Genomic DNA, 18877 nt, shown 5'->3' on the forward strand with positions numbered 1-18877 from the left:
ACCGCATATTTTTTCTAATTTTGATAAAAATTAAAATCAAAAGCTGAAAAACATGAGTATACCACAAGAATTAAAGTACACTAAAGATCACGAGTGGATTAAGGTTGATGGTAATGAAGCCTTGATCGGAATTACTGATTTTGCACAGGGAGAACTTGGCGATGTTGTGTTTGTTGAAGTGGAGACTGTTGGCGAAACAATTGAAAAGGAAGAGGTTTTCGGTACAATAGAAGCCGTTAAAACGGTATCGGATCTTTACATGCCCGTGAGTGGCGAGGTTCTGGAACTGAACACTAAAGTAGAAGATGATCCGGAAATAGTCAACAAAGATCCTTACGAAGATGGCTGGATCATTAAAATTAAAATTGCCGATGCAGCACAACTGGATGACCTGCTTTCTGCAGATGCTTACAAGGAAATGATTGGATAATTTTTTATAACATTATACCACCGAAGCCCTCGCTATGTACATCTTTTAAATAGCGAGGGCTTCGGTTTTAATTTATCGATTTATCGCGTCTCTACAATAACATATATGCATATTCTAATATTATTCGCTTTCAGCCCTGTTCCTGTAAACCGGAATTATTACAAACCAAACAATTAAGCTGCCCAAAGCATCGGCCACAAAATCGCCCCATTCGGCAGAACGGCCTGAAGTTAGCGCACTTTGCATCAGTTCAATTAATCCGCCCCAAATAATAGGAAATAACAGGATGACGTACCATTTGGCCTTTTCAGGTTTGAACCGGTGACCATCGATAAAAATTACAAAAGACAGGGAAAAATAAAACATAAAATGCACCAGTTTATCTATTCCGATTTTTCCGGTCTCCGGTGCTTCAAGCGGTATTTTGTTCACAAGACTGGCAAATGTGATTACACTAAACCAAAGCAGTGATCTCCAATAGGTTTTAAAAAACTGTCTCATTCTTCGTCATCTTCAAGATATGCAGGCAAAGAAAAATAAAACGTTGACCCTTTCCCTTCCTGCGATTTAAACCATAATTCTCCACCATTACGCTCTATAAAGTCTTTACAGAGAATCAATCCCATTCCGGTGCCCGATTCATTTTCAGTTCCCGGTGTGGTTTTAACAGCGTCCAGCGAAAATAACGACTTTTTATCTTTTGATGGTATTCCCAGTCCAAAATCTTCCACAAAAATTACTGCTTTCCCTTCATCCCTGAAATGTTTGATACCCACAATAACTTTTTTACCCCGGTAAGAAAACTTGACAGCATTACTGATCAGATTCCGTAATACCGTATCCACCATTTTCTGATCTGCGATGGCAAACACCTCTTCAGTGCAATCCTGTTCAAGCTTAATTTCTTTTTTGGCAGCTTGTAAACCCGAAAATTTAATTGCATCATCAATCACTTTATTCAGGAAGATAATTTCCGGGTCAACCACCATAGAACCACTCTGCGACTTTGCCCATGTCAGCACATCATCGATCAGCCGGATAAGAACCTGTGTTGCATTTTCCATGGCAGAAAGCACTTTTTCCCGTCCCTGATGTGACATGGAATCGTAGTTGGTTTTCATGATTTCCGTGAATCCGGTAATCGATGCAATTGGATTTTTAAGGTCGTGTGCCAGAATAGAAATAAACTTGTCCTTGGTTTTATTAGCCAGTTTCAGATTGCGTTCAGAATTAATAAGCTGGTTCTCAAAATCGAACCTTTTTTTCACGTTATTGGTAATAATGATGCTCAAGAGTAAAACCAGAAAAAAGCCGGTGATTATCATAGCCAAATCTTTGGGTTCAAACACATGCGACCTGAGCTCCTTCAACTTTTGCATAGGCAGAAGCGACACGATATACCAGTTCTCTTCCATCACCTTTTCGCCATTTTGCGACAAAGCAAAATTATTTTTATCTATCCTGTGGAACGTAAATAAACCGTACGGTGTCAAAAAGGTTGCCTTTTCATTTGGATTAGCCAGAATATTCACGTTTTTAAATTCATCCTGAAAACGCGGTGCATTGATACTGTCCTTAAATGACAACCACTCTTTCAGCGGATCCGGCCCCATCAGGAAGTTACCGCTCTGATTCAGAAAATAGGTCTGCCAACCGTACTCACTGCCAATTACGCGCAGGTTTTCAAAAAACTCATGTCCCTTTATATTAACCACAAACACACCGTACAATTTACCATCCCTGATAATGGGTGTAGCTATACGCAGTATCGGTTTTACGGGATAGGTTATCGCATTCTTTTCCGGATCCAGATCAAACCGTGAAATATATATCTCATTTTCGCCCAACTCCTTTGCTTTTTGAAAATAATAACGGCTACTGATATCCCTGAAATCCTTTGGATCAACTACATGAGGTTTACCATTAATATTATTTACCCGGACATGTTCAATACCCGAGGCGCACACAATGCGTACCTGATCGAAAAAATTTGAGTTCTTAATCATCCCTGAAAAATAGTTCTCCATATATTTTCGGGATATTTCCTGCTCCTTTTTATTCTTAGAAAAAATCTCGGTCACATGTTCCTGCTGTGAAATAGTCAGAATTTCAGATTCCATGAACCGGAAATAGTCAGAAAGCTGTCGAACATTCAGTTCAACTTCCTTTTCCTGCTCTTTACGAACAGAAAGATTAAAGCGTTGGATACGGCTGTTGTAATAAGTATATTCCACCACAACTACCGGAAACAGCAAAAGCAGAAAATAGATGGTTAACCGTTTAAAATATGAAAAATTTTCGGGCATTGATTTTTACAAAAATTAACAATTGCAAATATATAACTTTTTTAGAACCTTTTATAAATTCATTATTTACCCACCTCAACTGACACAATGAGTTCGTCAATTAAGATACAGACATAGCTAGGCCGCAAATTAAAACGAATACATGAAAAATGACTCACCCCGGTTCTAAATACGAAATTGCTACTGGCATACCGACCCCTCTCTCTTTTTCCGTTTCACTGCAAAACAAAGAGGGGTAGAACTCACAACTTTGACTGACTTCTTCTAATACAACGATAAGCCCCTGAAGGGGGCTAAGCAAATAACCCGGGGTAAATGAGCATTGCGAGTGCAACCCCGGGTTATTGAACAAAATGTAATTCAAGGCCTGTGTTGGTTGCGTTTATTGAAATACAGACACAGCAAGGCCGCATATTAATGCAAACACATGAAATATGACTCACCCCCGGAACCGACATTAAATACATACCCTCCACAAAAAACAAAAACGGCTCCGCAAAAATCCGGAGCCGTCAGCTATGTTGTTATAAGTAAAAGTCTTTCTTATTCCTGTTCTGCCAGGAAGCGTTCTGATTCTATAGCTGCCATACAACCTGAACCTGCAGCAGTTACAGCCTGACGGTAAATTCTGTCCTGAACATCGCCACAGGCAAACACCCCTGGAATATTGGTTTTTGGTGTACCACTAACGGTTTTTATATAACCAACTTCGTCCGTTTCAAGATAATCCTTAAAGATGTGTGAGTTTGGTGTATGACCAATAGCAAGGAAAAATCCATCGATCCTAATCTTCACTTCCTTCTCTTCAGGTGTTCCCTTTTTATGCCATAGTACCGCACCTTCTACACCATTTTCACCGAATAATCCCTTGGTCTGATGCTCCCATAGCACTTCAATATTTTTTGCTTTAAATACACGATCCTGCATCACCTTCGAGGCACGCAATTCATCACGACGCACCACCATATAAACTTTTTTACATAGTCCGGCCAGATACAATGCTTCTTCAGCAGCCGTATCACCACCACCCACAACAGCTACATCTTTTCCGCGGTAGAAGAAACCATCGCAGGTTGCACACGCAGACACACCCATTCCGGCATATTTATCCTCATCTTCAAGACCAAGATATTTTGCAGTAGCACCGGTTGCTATGATCAGTGCCTCGGCTTCTATTGTCTTATTATCATCGATGGTTACCTTGAACGGACGCTTACTCAGATCAGCTTCAGTAGCCATTCCAAAACGAATATCAGCGCCAAAACGTTCTGCCTGCTTTTTCAGGTCTTCCATCATTTCAGGACCGGTAATTCCTGATGGATAACCGGGAAAGTTCTCTACTTCAGTCGTAGTTGTCAATTGTCCACCGGGCTGCATGCCTTCGTACATCACCGGCGAAAGGTTTGCTCTTGAAGCATAAATGGCTGCAGTATACCCCGCAGGTCCCGAACCAATGATCAGACATTTTACTTTTTCTGTTTCCTTTGGTTCATCTTTTGATACTTTAGGAGCATCGGAGAGATTCATTTTCTTAAAGTCCATTTGTCTTATGTTTTAGTTACTATTTATCGCATATCAATTATTTCAACATCCGGATGCTGAGCCGAATTGAAAACAAACTCACTTTCGTTTAGGTTCAACCCCTTTTGCATGTTTTTTATCTCAACTTTGGTATCAACACCATCCCGGCCATAAGCTTCCACTGCCTTAAACAGTTTTGCTGCCGTGTCAATCACCAGCCTGATTTTATAATACGGCATTTCCTTATCATCCGGGAACATGTCAATAGTCACCTCATTTCCTTTTTCTTCCACAATTCTGAACCGGAATCCCTGCTCATACAATGTAAAAAGATTAACCGGTGTCAGCTCCATTTTATCATCCGGATCAGGATTGGAAATATTCACCTCCTCTTCATCCACCATATGAACCCATTGTGTTGTTCCGTCAAAATAAGTCTCGGTTCCCATCACGGACAGGTGATATTTATTCCCCTGCAACACCAGTTTTCCTGAATCTGTTTCGCTCAGCTCCTTTTGCTTGTTTTCAAGAGTGAACACAAAATCAGCAGATACGCCACTTGAATTCAAGATCGATTCAGATACCGGTTTAATAATTTCAACCGCCTCAGGATTAAACTGAGCACTTAGCTGAAAAAAAGCCAACAGAAATATTATGGTGAATGACAGATGCTTCATAATTAATATTTAGTTTTTTACATATATCAAAAAGCAGGCCAAAATACTTCGACAGGCTCAGTAACCTAATTATGGATTAGGAATTATGAATGAAGAATTAGAAATTGTGAATTGTTTTGTCTTAATACCTGATTCTTGAGTCTTATGTCTTGTATCTTATGTCTTATGTCTATCACAGGGCATTCAGATGATGCTCAAGCGATATCTCGTCCGGAATCAGTACTTTCCGGGCTTTGCTGCCTTCAAAGGGGCCGACAATGCTGGCGGCTTCCAGCTGGTCCATAATGCGACCTGCCCGGTTGTAGCCAATGGAAAAACGCCGTTGCAACAGGGATGTTGATCCCGATTGGTGTGCCACCACAATGCGGGCAGCTTCCTCGAACAGCGAATCCTTAGAGGCCAACAAATCTTCAGCGCTTCCCGGCGTAACTTCCTCAGACTCATATTCCGGCAGTTGGAAGGGCATCTGATAGCCCTGCTGATCACCGATGTAGGTTACAATCTCCTCCACCTCCGGCGTATCCACAAACGCACACTGCACACGCACCAGTTCGCTGTTGTAACTGATCAACATATCACCACGACCAATCAGGTGATTAGCACCGGGTGTATCCAAAATAGTCCGCGAATCGATCATTTGAGATACCTTGAATGCAATTCTGGCAGGAAAGTTTGCCTTTATGACACCCGTAATAATATTGGTTGATGGTCGCTGAGTAGCAATGATCATGTGAATACCGATGGCACGGGCCAGCTGAGCAATACGTGCAATGGGTAGTTCCACCTCCTTACCCGCTGTCATGATAAGGTCTGCAAACTCATCAATAACCACAACAATATAGGGTAAAAACCGGTGCCCATTGTCAGGATTCAGCTTTCGCTTAATAAATTTTGTATTATATTCCTTGATGTTTCTTGCATGTGCTTTTTTAAGCAGATCATACCTCGCATCCATTTCGATGGTAAGTGAATTCAGGGTCTGAACCACTTTTTGAACATCCGTAATGATAGATTCATCGGCATCCGGTAGTGTGGCTAAAAAATGATTTTCAATTTTTGTATATATACTCAGTTCTACCTTTTTGGGATCAATCAACACAAATTTAAGCTGAGCCGGATGTTTCTTGAACAGCAGTGACGCTAAAATAGCATTCAAACCAACTGATTTACCCTGCCCGGTAGCACCAGCAACCAACAGGTGTGGCATTTTAACCAGATCGAACGTAAACGTTTCGTTGGTTATTGTTTTCCCGATTGCCACCGGAAGTTCATATTTGCTTTCCTGGAACTTTTTACTCGCGATCACACTTCGCATGGAAACCACCTCCGGCCTGCTGTTCGGCACCTCAATACCAATGGTTCCCTTGCCGGGAATCGGAGCTATTATACGAATTCCGAGAGCTGATAAACTGAGTGCAATATCGTCCTCCAGGTTCTTAATCTTGGCGATCCTGACACCTTTGGCCGGAATAATCTCATACAGTGTTACGGTAGGACCAATAGTTGCTTTTATCTTATCAATGGAAATGCCGTAGCTTTCCAACGTACGAACAATCTTGTTTTTGTTTTCGTATAATTCTTCGTCCGTAACAACCTCATCATTTTTATATTCCACCAACAAGTCAAGACCGGGATATTTGTAACGTGACAAATCCAGTGTGGGATCATAGTCCTCCATGTCTTCCGTCTTCATGGCCTTTTTAACTACCTCTTCCTCCTCGCCTTCCTCAACCGTCATAGTCACATCATCATCTTCATCCTCCGGTTCATTTTCCTCTTCCCTGGTTTCCGGTTCAGGCTCAACAGTTTCCTCCACCACACGTTCCACTATCTCTTCTTCGATAACAGGTTCTCCGTCATCAGAAAGATCCACCTCTTTGGCTTCCTTATCATCCTGAGCCTCAATTTTGGGCTCTTCCATCGGCACATCCGGATTCATTTCCTTATGTCCTGATTTTAACCTGCCAGGAAGCGACTTTAAAATGGATATTGAATTGCTGAACGAGAAGATAAAAAAGAGTAATAATGTAAGAATTATCACGCTGAATGTACCGAATTTCCCGATGGCTGCGTTCAGCCAGATGCTGATGTAATATCCATGAATTCCGCCCAGAAAAAGATGTGTATCCTCATAATTGTCTATAAAGAAAAAACCGAAAAACAGGCTAAACCAGATCAGGCCTAAAAGTGACCAGACCAGGGCATGCCTGACTTTTACAATCTTTACATTAAAGAACCTGAACCCTACAACCCCCAAAAAGAAGGAATAAAACAGTGCTGCAATTCCAAACCCACGGTTAATCAATCTGTCAGCTAAAAATGCCCCCGTTTTCCCTGCCCAGTTCTGTACCCGTATATCCGGTGACTTGATCAGGTCTCCCCATGGCAGATCCAGTTTGCTTTGATCTGCACCACCTGTAAAAAAGAAGGATATAAACGAGAGTGTCAGGTATAAGGTAAATACAATGATGATTGTCCCGATGGTAAACCGCACCTTTTCGTCCTGAAAAAACTGACGAAAAGAATGGGATGACTTTTTCTGTTTGCTCTTGGTCTTCTTAGTTTTGCTCCGGGGCATAGATTTTTTCTTTATCAGCACAAATATAAAAAGAAACGAAGTTATACGAAAAATAGTGCAAATAATGTATGAATAAAAGATATACCTTCAATAAGCCTGTATTTTCATGAAACATTATCCGCAATTTTTGTAACTTTATTCGCACTGAAAACCAAAGTATTTAAATTCTAAATGCAAGACCATGAAAAGTATGTTACTTTTAACACTGTTCATATTTGCACATATTTTAGTCTCTGCTCAAAATGTTTTCCCAACTTATGCTGACAAACCTGTTTGGTATGAATTATATACAGGATCAACCTATCCCGCTCGATATACAACAGAGGAAATATACTATAATAAAGACACTATCATAAAAAATAAACTTTATAATGAATTAAATTGGAATAACGATTTCATCAGGATTCAGGATAAAAAGGTATACTACAGGTCAAAAGATAACAATAGGGATTTTTTAATGTATGATTTTGGGTTGAATATTGGAGATACCGTATATTGCAGACTATTTGATGAAAAAAATGAATATTATCCGGATACTGCCGTATTTTGGGTTAATAAAATTGATTCTATCGCTACATTTGAGAAGAATTGGAAAAGATTTACAATGTGTTATATTCCGTATCCTTACCCCGAAGACTATGAATCAACAGTCGATACAATGTACTGGATTGAGGGAATTGGATCAACCCTGCACCCTTTTTACTCTTATGGAGGAGTTTTAAATATGGGAAGCAAGAAGGAGTTATTGTGTTTTTCTTTAGATGGACAATTGATATATCAAAATCCGTTATATAACAGATGTAACATAAATACTTCCATACTTGTAACAAAAGGAGATAAGAATATAGATCTATATGTAAAACACTCTTCTAATATTCTATATTTTAAGCATGAAAGTGAAATTAAGAACGTTAAAATCTACGATTATTCAGGTCATTGCATAACTTGCCGAGAGATATTCTCGCCAGAAGAAGAAATTAATTTAGAATACTTATCTCCGGGTATTTATTTAGTTGTGCTATCGACTACCAATAATAAAATTTATCACAAAAAAATCTTATTAAAACAATAAGAACTAATGTAGCCAAATACCGGCAACCGCAAATATCCGTCCCAATTATTCAGTAACAGGGTCGACCCTGGAATTCTATATACTGCCATAAACTTCCTGTTAAATCATGTTTTAATACACTAATTGATTGCACACTTTTACCATTTAAATTGTTATACGCTCAATTTTCAACTATTTTTGCAAACATAATTTAGATAAAATACATGAGTCCTTTAAAATATTCTGCGCGGCTGGTTTCTACCATTGACAAACTGGCGGAAACAGAAACGGTTAAATCTGTGTGCCATCAACATCGTGCCGGTGAGCCTATGCCGTCGCACAGTAAGATGGCAGACATTGTAAACCTGTTACGCGACATATTATTCCCGGGTTATTTTGGCGATTCTTCAGTGAATCCCAAAACCGTACAATATTATATTGGTGTGAACACCGAAAAAGTTTTTGAGCTGATCAGCGAACAGATCCTTGCCGGATTATGCTTTAATTGTGAAGATCCGGATAAAGTTCCACTCGAAACACGTCGTGAAAAAGCCACAGAACTGGCAGCTCAGTTTATAGAGTCTTTGCCGGAAATTCGCAGAAAGCTCGTAACCGATGTTGTAGCGGCTTATAACGGAGATCCTGCTGCCATAAATTATGGCGAGGTTATTTTCTGTTACCCTGCTATCAGGGCTATTGCCAGTTATCGTATTGCACATCAGCTAATAGATTTAGGCGTGCCTTTGATCCCACGGATCATAAGCGAGATGGCGCATTCTGAGACCGGTATCGACATCCATCCGAAAGCAGTTATAGATGAATCATTTACCATTGATCACGGAACCGGTGTTGTTATCGGAGCTACATCAGTAATAGGTAAAAATGTAAAAATATACCAGGGAGTTACCCTTGGTGCTAAAAGTTTTCCATTGGATGAAGAAGGGAATCCGATTAAAGGTATACCACGGCATCCAATTGTTGAAGATGACGTGGTCATTTATTCCAATGCCACAATTCTGGGAAGAATAACGGTTGGCAAAGGCTCCGTTATCGGTGGTAACGTCTGGATCACCAACAGCGTTGCACCGGGATCCAAAATATCCCAGGTTAAGGCCCGTGATGGTTTATTTATTGATGGTGGTGGCATTTAATTTTAAACATAGTGACTGAAACAAAAGATTTTAAGATTGTTGTAAAAACATTCGGAGGCCTCGAGGAAATTTTAGCCGGGGAATTGCGTGATTTAGGTGCTAAAGAGGTGACACCCTTAAAGAGAGCAGTAGAGTGTGTAGGTGATAACCGGATGCTGTACCTGGCAAACTTCAGGTGTCGCACGGCTTTAAAAGTGCTTAAACCGGTGTATGAATTTGAAGCCAGCGATCCCGAACAGGTGTACCACAAATTACGCCATCTGGACTGGAACGAATACCTCACGGTGGATAAGACATTTTCCATTCACTCGGTTGTGCATTCGGATAACTTCAATCACTCCAAATTTGTTTCCTACAAGGTTAAAGATGCCATTGTGGATTTCTTTAACAAGGAAACCGGCAAGCGACCGTCCGTAAGTCTCACCAATCCTGATATTCTATTTAATATCCATATTGCGGGAGAACAGTGTACCTTATCGCTCGACAGTTCGGGCGAATCGTTGCATAAACGTGGATGGCGTGTAGAGCAGACCGAAGCGCCTATCAACGAGGTTTTGGCCGCCGGCCTTTTAATGTTGGCAAACTGGAAAGGACAGTGCGATTTGTATGATCCGATGTGCGGATCCGGTACATTCCTGGTTGAGGCTGCAATGATCGCAACCAATACAGCTCCGGGTCTTTACAGGCAGGAGTTTGCCTTTGAAAAATGGAACGACTTTGATGCTGATTTGCTGGATGAAATCTATAACGACGATTCTGCAGAAAAAGAATTCGAACATAAGATATATGGCTCCGACGTTTCCCGTATTGCCACGGACAAAACATTGAAAAACGTCAAAAATGCCGGCATGAACCGGTACATAGAAGTAGATACACTGCCGTTTCAGAACCTGGAACCAAAATCGGAAAAAGGAATGATTGTGACCAATCCGCCGTATGGTGAACGATTGAAGGTTCATGATCTGAACAACCTGTACGGCATTATCGGCGAACGGTTGAAGCACCATTTTTCCGGCTTCAATGCATGGATTCTTGGTTATCTTGAAGAAAGCTTCTACGCCATCGGCCTGCGTCCTTCGCATAAAATTAAATTAAAAAACGGACCACTTGACTGTCAGTTCAGAAAATATGAGTTGTACGAAGGATCTAAAAAGGCCGCCAAACAGGATCGTGGCAATTTCAGACAAGGCGGTAACCGGAACTTTAACGGAGACAAAAGGCGTCCCAGGTTTAATGCCGGCTCAAACGGGAATAACCGTTTCAGTGCTGATGGGGCAAAAAAACATGAACGCCAGGTAAGAAGCGGCCAGAGAAAAAGACGGGACACAAATGAATGAAGAATGAAAAGTGAACAATGAATAATCGTTCATTACTATTGTCCGGTTAAAGCTTCAGAGATTCCTCGCTACACTCGGAATGACAACCCATCCTCCAGCCCCATATAAACCTAAGAGACTGTCATTCTGAGCGGAGTAAAATGAAGCGAAGAATCTTTATGTAATATTGATTTTTAGCCGGACAACAATGCTTGTTCATCCTTATTATTAATTTTCATTGTTCATTATAAAATTGATTATGAGCAAATGCACCATTATATCTTCTGAAGCATTAACCGATGTAAGCCATCAGGCAAAATTATCGGAACGGAAACGCAAAAACCATAATTACCATCCTGATTTTGCTGATCCGATGAACCGGATGTTGAATGCATTTGAACCGGGAACCTATGTCCAGCCACATAAACATGAAAATCCGGATAAACGGGAAGTCTTTATCGTATTGAAGGGTAAACTTGGCGTTGTATGTTTTGATGACGATGGCAAAATTACAGAAAAGCATGTCCTGGCACCATTTCCCGGAAATCCTGGTATTGAGATTCCCGAAAGAACGTGGCACATGGCCATTGCCCTGAAGGAAGGTACGGTAGCATACGAATTAAAGGACGGCCCTTATCTACCGGCCGACGATAAGAATTTTGCGCCCTGGGCTCCATCTGAAGGTAAGCCGGAATGCAGGGTCTATCTTGAAAATATCATAAGCGAAGCGGATTTCTGATGTCAACCTATTACAACATACATACACATCAGGCAAAAAAGGCCCCGGAAATCATTTCGGTAACATCCTATTCCGTTGATGATAAGCAGATCAACACCGAATCCTATTTCAGCATTGGCATTCATCCATGGTTTATTAAAGATCCGGAAAGTCAGCTGGATAAGCTGAAATCATATTTAAACCACCCGAATCTTGTAGCCATCGGAGAATGTGGACTGGATATGCTGGAAGGGAATGATCTTGAAAAACAGATCATGGTTTTTAAGGGACAGGTTGAATTATCGGAATTACACCAAAAGCCGCTGATCATACACTGTGTAAAAGGATATCATATTCTGCTCGAACTGAAAAAAGAGCTGAATCCCGAACAGCCGTGGATCGTGCATGGATTTAACGGCAAGCCGGAACTCGCGATACAACTAACGCAACAAAACATATCACTTTCCCTGGGAATTTCATGGCTCAAAAAACCCGACCATTTCAACAAACTTTCTGAAAGTATTCCGGAACAACGTATTTTTTTCGAAACAGACGAAGCACCGGTCGATGACATAAAAAAGATCTACTCGTTGGCAGCAACATTCAATCCGGGATTGTACGATGTAATAAATCATAACGTTAAAAAAGTCTTCAAAATTTAGTCGTTTTTCATCTAAATGTGTAGTTTTAGGCAACACTAAAATTTACGGTGAGCGAAAAAACAACACATAAATCAATGGGCTGGCGGTCAAGACTGCATGAAATTATTTTTGAAGCTGATACCTTTGAAGGCAAACTTTTTGATGTGGCATTATTAATAGCCATTCTGCTCAGTATTCTGGTTGTAATGCTTGAGAGTGTGGACCCTATCCGTGCCAGTCATGGCGAACTGTTACGAAATCTTGAATGGTTCTTTACCATTTTATTTACCATTGAATACATTGCCCGCATCATTGTCATCCGCAAACCAACACGGTATGTTTTCAGTTTTTTGGGTATCGTTGATTTTCTGTCCACTATACCAACTTATCTTAGCCTGATCATTGTCGGTTCCCAGTCGCTGCTTATTCTCAGAACGATCCGCCTGCTCAGGGTCTTTCGTATCTTCAAATTATCGCGTTACATGGGCGAAGCCAGTGTGATCCGGTCCGCTATGATGGCATCACGGCGCAAGATAACGGTGTTTCTGGGACTCGTGGTCATTATTGTGATCATTGTCGGAACACTGATGTACCTTATTGAAGGAAAAGAAAATGGATTTACCAGCATACCGCGAAGCATTTACTGGGCTATTGTCACCCTCACCACCGTTGGTTACGGCGACATTGCACCTGTAACGGTCTTCGGACAAACCATCGCATCTGTATTAATGATCCTGGGATATGCCATTATTGCGGTGCCAACAGGTATTGTCACAACTGAATTTACCATGGCAAAGAAACAAAATATGAATACCCAAAGCTGTCCGGTCTGCTCACGCGAAGGACACGACGATGATGCCGTACACTGCAAATACTGCGGCAGCAAACTTTAACTTCACGTACAAACGGACTAAAGTCCTGAAAAGAAATCATATTCAAATAACCCCGTGCTAAATCAAAATCTTATGTCTTGGTTCTTAAATCTTATGTCTTGTGTCTTGTGTCTTGTGTCTTATGTCTTGTGTCTTATATCTTATGTCTTGTGTCTTATATCTTATATCTTATATCTCATAAGAATTTTACAACTTTTTAAGCATAAGAATTTTTTACGATCTCATTTAAACGTTAAATTTGTGTCCCTCAAATATTCGAAAACTATTAACAATATATATTATGGCTGATTTTAAGTATCAAAAACCGTTTCCTGTTAAAAAGGATGATACGGAGTATGAGCTGTTGAGCAAAGAATACGTTCAACAGGTTGAATTCGATGGCAGAAAAATACTGAAGGTTGATCCTAAAGGGCTCGAAGTTTTGGCCAAAGCGGCATTCAGTGATGTCTCATTTTTTTTAAGATCCAAACATCTGAAGAAACTTTCGAATATCCTGGTTGACCCGGAAGCCTCAGACAACGATCGTTTCGTGGCGCATACCATGCTGATGAACCAGGTGGTATCGTCTGAAGGCGAGCTGCCAACCTGCCAGGATACCGGAACAGCCATAGTAATCGGGAAAAAAGGTGAAAATGTATTCACCGGATCTGTAGATGCGAAATATCTTTCAAAAGGAATCTTTGACACTTATAAAGAACGAAACCTGAGGTATTCGCAGGTCGTTCCGTTTTCCATGTTTGAAGAAAAAAATACAGGTTCGAACCTTCCGGCTCAGATTGACATTTATGCTACAGAAGGCAATGAATACAACTTTCTGTTCCTCACCAAAGGCGGTGGTTCAGGGAACAAAACCTACCTTTACCAGCAGACAAAATCGCTGCTGACAGAGGAAAACCTCACCAAATTTGTAAAAGACAAAATTAAGGATCTGGGTACCTCTGCATGTCCGCCTTACCACCTGGCTCTGGTGATTGGTGGCACTTCGGCTGAAGCCAACCTCAAAACGGTTAAAGAAGCTTCTGCGCATAACCTGGATCATCTGCCAACCGAAGGAAATGAAGGTGGACAGGCATTCCGCGATTTTGAATGGGAAGAAAAAGTATTAAAAATCTGCCAGGAAAGTGAAATTGGGGCCCAGTTCGGAGGAAAATACTTTGTGCACGATGTCAGGGTAATCCGCTTACCACGCCACGCAGCTTCATGTCCTGTAGGAATAGGCGTAAGCTGTAGTGCCGACCGTAACATAAAAGCCAAAATTACAGCAGATGGAATTTTCCTTGAAAAACTGGAGAAGGATCCGGCAAAATACCTGCCTAAGGAAGCACCAACCATGGCAAAAGCAGTGGATATTGATCTGGACAGGCCTATGGAAGAGGTGCTGGCTGAGTTATCAAAATATCCGATTAAAACACGGTTAAATCTAAGAGGCACCCTGATTGTTGCCCGCGATATGGCTCATGCCCGGATCAAACAAATGATAGACGAAGGCAAGCCAATGCCGGACTACTTTAAAAACCATCCGGTGTACTATGCAGGACCGGCCAAAACGCCTCAGGGTATGGCATCCGGTAGTTTCGGACCAACAACAGCAGGACGGATGGATCCCTATGTGGACGAATTCCAGTCGTTGGGCGGATCTATGATCATGCTGGCCAAAGGAAACAGATCGAAGGCTGTGACGGATGCCTGTAAAAAACACGGCGGGTTTTATCTTGGCTCTATTGGCGGACCGGCAGCCATTCTGGCAAAGGACAGCATCAAATCGGTTGAAGTGGTGGATTTTGAAGAATTGGGAATGGAAGCCATCAGAAAAATTAAGGTGGAAAATTTCCCGGCCTTTATTATCGTGGATGATAAAGGCAATGACTTTTTTGCGAATATGTAAACCTTAAAACAGAAAGTATAAAAGAAAACGGGAGCCTTTAAGCTCCCGTTTTTTATATTTCTCCTCTCACAAGGCTTATCACATCATCGTTATAAAATTTCCGGAGTTTTTCGTGTGTTTCCCATGGCAGCGGTTTCAGCGCTGATGCAGCCATATTTGATTCCACCTGGGATGGTTTGGAAGCTCCGGGAATAACCACCGATACTTCTTTATGATCCAGAATCCATCGGATAGCCCACTGTGCCATATTGCCCTGTGGTAGCATGCCGCGTAACCCATCCACCAGTTTCACACCGTCATAAAATGGTAAACCGGAAAATGTTTCACCAACATTAAAATATTCTCCTTCGGCATTATAATTTCTATGATCGTAAAAGCCAAATGTTGATGATTCATCAAACTTGCCGCTCAATAATCCGCTGGCCAAAGGGACCCTAACAATAATACCCACATTTTTAGCGGCAGCCTTTTCGAACAACTCATCGGCTACATTCTGCCGGAAAATATTAAAAATTACCTGTAACGTGGAAATCCCTTCCTCATCCAGACACACCAATGCTTCTTCAATGTTTTCAACACTGGCCCCCCAGTTTTCAATGTACCCCTCGTCCTGCAGTCGTCTCAGATGATCAAACACGACACCGCGATATAACTCATCCTTTGGAACACAATGTAACTGCTCCAGAAAAATGGAACTCATCCCCAGACGTTTCAGTGAATCTTCCACATGATCCAACATGGAATCATACGTAAAATTTTCAGGCCATCCGTATTCTTTATCTGTCCTGCGCCCCAGTTTTGTGGCAACCAATACATCGGCTTTGGTTTCTTTAATAAATTTTCCAATGTATTTTTCACTCAAACCAGAACCGTAAACATCAGCCGTATCAATAAAATTTCCGCCTTTTTTAACGAATTTTGTTAGTATCTCAAATGCTTTTTCTTCTGTAACATTTCCCCAATCTGCACTACCAAGCTGCCAGGTACCTAATCCAACTTCAGATACTTTTTTGTTACACAACAGACGTGTTTTCATGTACAATATTTATTTTTTAAAAAACCTCATAATTTTTTCAGGGGTCAACTGATATTTTTCGAGCCCCTTTTCATATTCAATTTTAAAATTACTCAAAAAATCTTTTATTTCATCCAAACTCTGATAATTACTTACAATAACCCGCGTTCCTGAATTCCTGAGTGGAACAGCGGGATATGCACCGCCTGTGACATAAGCACCATGATTTAACATACTGATAGCAACATCAGTTGTAAACTCAGATAAAGATGTCGCCATATAAAATATCGGAGTATCACTTTTTTCAACCAGAGGCAATGAATATTCATCGCATAAATCGTTAAACAGCTGAACCTTTTCATCTAATAGTTTCTGGTACTCGTAGATTTCCGGCGACAGATGAATTTTGGCAGCCTCCACAATTGCACCAAGTGTTGCCGGGCCAACTGGTGATGAAAATATTAAGGGAGCTCCGCATGTTGCTATGCGATCTTTCTGATGTTCATTTTGGCATACAATAGCGGACCCTCCGGCTCCGAATCCCTTCCCCAGAGAAGTTACCAAGAAAATACGTGGATGATCCGGTATTTTATCCAGCAAATAGCCCTTTCCATGTTCACCTCTCCAACTCATACCATGTGCATCATCCACATATACATTAAGTTCTTCGTATTTATCCAGCAAACTCTTAATTCCATCGAAAGGCAATGTATCTCCATACATTGAATATACACCATCTGTTAAGTACCAAATTTTTTTATGTGTTTTACGAAGTTCGATTATACGCTCTTCAAGCCTGTTCAAATTGTTATGCCGAAGTAATTCAATAGTATTTCCGGAAGCTTTCAAGATGTCGCTCCCCAGTTTTACACTGGTATGAGCCTGATGATCCAAAATTACGGCATCCTTGTCATCAATAATAACCGGCAATACTGCAATGTGTGCAAGCGTTGTTCTGGGTATTAAAATTACCGGCTTGTTAAAAATCTGTGATACATATTCTTCAGCCTCATCATATAAATGTAATTTAACATATGTTCTTGAAACAGCCGTATAGACACCATATTTTTCAACTGCTTTTATAGCTCCTTCTTTTATGCGTTGATCCTGTGACAATTTCAAATAATCACATAAGGTATAATTCACATAGAATTTTCCGTCAATTTCAATAGGACTACCTGTAAAACTACCCAAATCTGTTGTCAAATGGGTCATACCGGCATTTTTGGATTTCCCTATTTCATTGTATACTTCATCAAAAAATTCTCTTCTCATAAGTTTTAGGATTTAAATGACCTGTAAAATTAGTGATAAATAATATTAATTAGTACCAATTTAATGATCATTAATTTTATTTTATTAATTTGTAAAAAATTTGATCTAACATGCCTGATAAGGACAATCTAAAAAGTGTATTTTCATCATCATTTAAGACTATCAATTATAAGGAATTTAGCTCGTTTGAAAGAACTTTTCTCACGTCAATCGTTATTATTGGTATTTTTATTTCCGGAGTAGGAAGTATCATTAATATTTTTCTTGGATTTCAAACAATACTTATAATCTTTACTGTATCAGCATTCTTTATTTATACCGCTATCCTGATTTTACTGAAACGGTCGAAGTATATTTTATGGTTGAAATGGATCTTTATTTCCTTTACTCTTTTTATGATGAACTTTTTATGGTTCTATAATTACGGCAGTAAAGGCCCTGCTCCTTATTTCTTTGTTCTTTTGTACAGTGTAATGATTTTCCTCCTTCATGGAAAACAGAATACATTAATGACAATTGTATTAGTATTAAACATTATTATTATCGCTGTTATTGATATTACCCATCCAGGGATAACAGGCCAATACGAAACAATATTAGCAAGAAAGATTGATGTTTATACCGGGATATTAATGTATCTGATTTTAATATTCGGATTAATGAACCTTGCAAAACAGAGTTATATCAATCAGTACTATGAAGCAAAAAATTCTGAGAAACTTAAATCCATCTTTCTAGCAAATCTTTCCCATGAAATAAGAACTCCAATGAATGCCATACTAGGTTTTTCTGAACTAATTGCTCAGGATGAAATAGATGAAGACTCCAAAAACGCATATGCTAAAATTATAGATGAAAACGGGAATTCCCTTCTTAAACTTATTGATAACATTCTTGAAATTTCAAAAATAGAATCCAATCAGTTAAAGCTTAATATTGCTGAATTACACTTAACTGATGTAATGAAAAGCATGGAAAACATTATTAAACGGAAAATCGAAGAAAGCAAAAAACAACTGAAACTCACTATTAGCAAACCCGAAGATCAGATTCACATTCATTCTGACAAATTTATTCTGGAAAAGATTTTGTTTTTCATACTGGAAAATGCCGTCAAGTTTTCAGATTCAGGTGAGATTATATTTAGCTGTAAACATGAAAAAAGACACATCATTTTTATGATAAAAGATTTTGGAATTGGGATCGATAAAAGTATCGGTCAGAATGTTTTTAATATATTTTCGAAATCAGAGAAAAATATCAGTACCAACATATTAAATGAAGGTGCTGGTCTCAGTCTGTATCTTGCCAGGGCTTTTACAGATAAACTAAATGGCCATATCTGGTATAAAAGCAATGATGAAGAACCCGGCACAACTTTTTATCTTAGCATTCCTGAACGTCTTAAATCCAATTAATA

The 18877-nt window shown here is 40.0% G+C and carries 16 protein-coding genes; 9 read left to right on the forward strand and 7 right to left on the reverse strand.

From position 1 onward, the window contains the following. Positions 1-52: 52 nt before the first annotated feature. Positions 53-430, forward strand: coding sequence for a glycine cleavage system protein GcvH (gene gcvH, locus ACE1ET_RS12485; protein ID WP_375728744.1), 378 nt, complete (start codon positions 53-55; stop codon positions 428-430). A gap of 120 nt (positions 431-550) precedes the next feature. On the opposite strand, the gene ACE1ET_RS12490 is transcribed toward gcvH, so the two are convergent. From ACE1ET_RS12490 to ACE1ET_RS12510, 5 genes are all read right to left on the reverse strand, one after another. Next, on the reverse strand, positions 551-931 hold the full coding sequence (locus ACE1ET_RS12490) for a VanZ family protein (protein WP_375728745.1): 381 nt from the start codon (positions 929-931) through the stop codon (positions 551-553). Then, entirely contained in the window at positions 928-2736 is a 1809-nt protein-coding gene (locus ACE1ET_RS12495; protein ID WP_375728746.1) for a sensor histidine kinase, read from the reverse strand. Before ACE1ET_RS12495 ends, ACE1ET_RS12490 begins: the two co-directional genes overlap by 4 nt. Before the next feature lie 543 nt (positions 2737-3279). Beyond that, positions 3280-4278, reverse strand: a complete 999-nt coding sequence (gene trxB, locus ACE1ET_RS12500; RefSeq protein ID WP_375728747.1) for a thioredoxin-disulfide reductase — start codon at positions 4276-4278, stop codon at positions 3280-3282. Positions 4279-4301: 23 nt separating this feature from the next. After that, on the reverse strand, positions 4302-4934 hold the full coding sequence (lolA1, locus tag ACE1ET_RS12505; RefSeq protein WP_375728748.1) for an outer membrane lipoprotein periplasmic chaperone LolA1: 633 nt from the start codon (positions 4932-4934) through the stop codon (positions 4302-4304). Between the two features lie 172 nt (positions 4935-5106). After that, the gene (locus ACE1ET_RS12510) at positions 5107-7512 is read right to left on the reverse strand and encodes an FtsK/SpoIIIE family DNA translocase (protein ID WP_375728749.1); all 2406 of its coding nucleotides are present in this window, start codon (positions 7510-7512) and stop codon (positions 5107-5109) included. Between the two features lie 181 nt (positions 7513-7693). Here ACE1ET_RS12510 and ACE1ET_RS12515 point away from each other — a divergent pair, with 181 nt between their 5' ends. The 7 genes from ACE1ET_RS12515 to ACE1ET_RS12545 all read left to right on the forward strand — a co-directional run bounded on the left by ACE1ET_RS12515 (position 7694) and on the right by ACE1ET_RS12545 (position 15167). Continuing rightward, complete coding sequence (locus ACE1ET_RS12515; protein WP_375728750.1) at positions 7694-8584, forward strand: T9SS type A sorting domain-containing protein; 891 nt, start codon at positions 7694-7696, stop codon at positions 8582-8584. A gap of 203 nt (positions 8585-8787) precedes the next feature. Next, complete coding sequence (locus tag ACE1ET_RS12520) at positions 8788-9714, forward strand: serine O-acetyltransferase (RefSeq protein WP_375720816.1); 927 nt, start codon at positions 8788-8790, stop codon at positions 9712-9714. Positions 9715-9725: 11 nt separating this feature from the next. Continuing rightward, positions 9726-11051, forward strand: a complete 1326-nt coding sequence (locus ACE1ET_RS12525; protein ID WP_375728751.1) for a THUMP domain-containing class I SAM-dependent RNA methyltransferase — start codon at positions 9726-9728, stop codon at positions 11049-11051. 238 nt (positions 11052-11289) lie between these two features. Continuing rightward, positions 11290-11769, forward strand: coding sequence for a WbuC family cupin fold metalloprotein (locus ACE1ET_RS12530; protein ID WP_375728752.1), 480 nt, complete (start codon positions 11290-11292; stop codon positions 11767-11769). Continuing rightward, positions 11769-12410: a TatD family hydrolase gene (locus tag ACE1ET_RS12535; protein ID WP_375728753.1), complete on the forward strand. Its 642-nt coding sequence runs from the start codon at positions 11769-11771 to the stop codon at positions 12408-12410. The genes ACE1ET_RS12530 and ACE1ET_RS12535 overlap by 1 nt, the downstream gene beginning before the upstream one ends. Before the next feature lie 47 nt (positions 12411-12457). Next, entirely contained in the window at positions 12458-13282 is an 825-nt protein-coding gene (locus ACE1ET_RS12540) for an ion transporter (protein ID WP_375728754.1), read from the forward strand. A 280-nt stretch (positions 13283-13562) separates the two neighbouring features. Beyond that, a complete protein-coding gene (locus tag ACE1ET_RS12545; protein ID WP_375728755.1) occupies positions 13563-15167 on the forward strand; it encodes a fumarate hydratase in 1605 nt (534 codons plus the stop codon). Between the two features lie 52 nt (positions 15168-15219). Here the strand turns inward: ACE1ET_RS12545 and ACE1ET_RS12550 are convergent, their stop codons facing one another. Then, a complete protein-coding gene (locus tag ACE1ET_RS12550; protein ID WP_375728756.1) occupies positions 15220-16203 on the reverse strand; it encodes an aldo/keto reductase in 984 nt (327 codons plus the stop codon). Between the two features lie 9 nt (positions 16204-16212). After that, on the reverse strand, positions 16213-17457 hold the full coding sequence (locus ACE1ET_RS12555; RefSeq protein WP_375728757.1) for an aminotransferase class I/II-fold pyridoxal phosphate-dependent enzyme: 1245 nt from the start codon (positions 17455-17457) through the stop codon (positions 16213-16215). Between the two features lie 110 nt (positions 17458-17567). Between ACE1ET_RS12555 and ACE1ET_RS12560 the strand changes: the two genes are divergently transcribed. Further along, positions 17568-18875 carry a sensor histidine kinase gene (locus ACE1ET_RS12560; RefSeq protein ID WP_375728758.1) on the forward strand — a complete coding sequence of 436 codons (1308 nt, stop codon included), beginning with the start codon at positions 17568-17570 and terminating at the stop codon, positions 18873-18875. Positions 18876-18877: the final 2 nt, after the last annotated feature.

Source organism: Quyinboa mangrovi, from assembly GCF_042219825.1.
Lineage (GTDB): Bacteria > Bacteroidota > Bacteroidia > Bacteroidales > UBA5342 > JBHJHP01.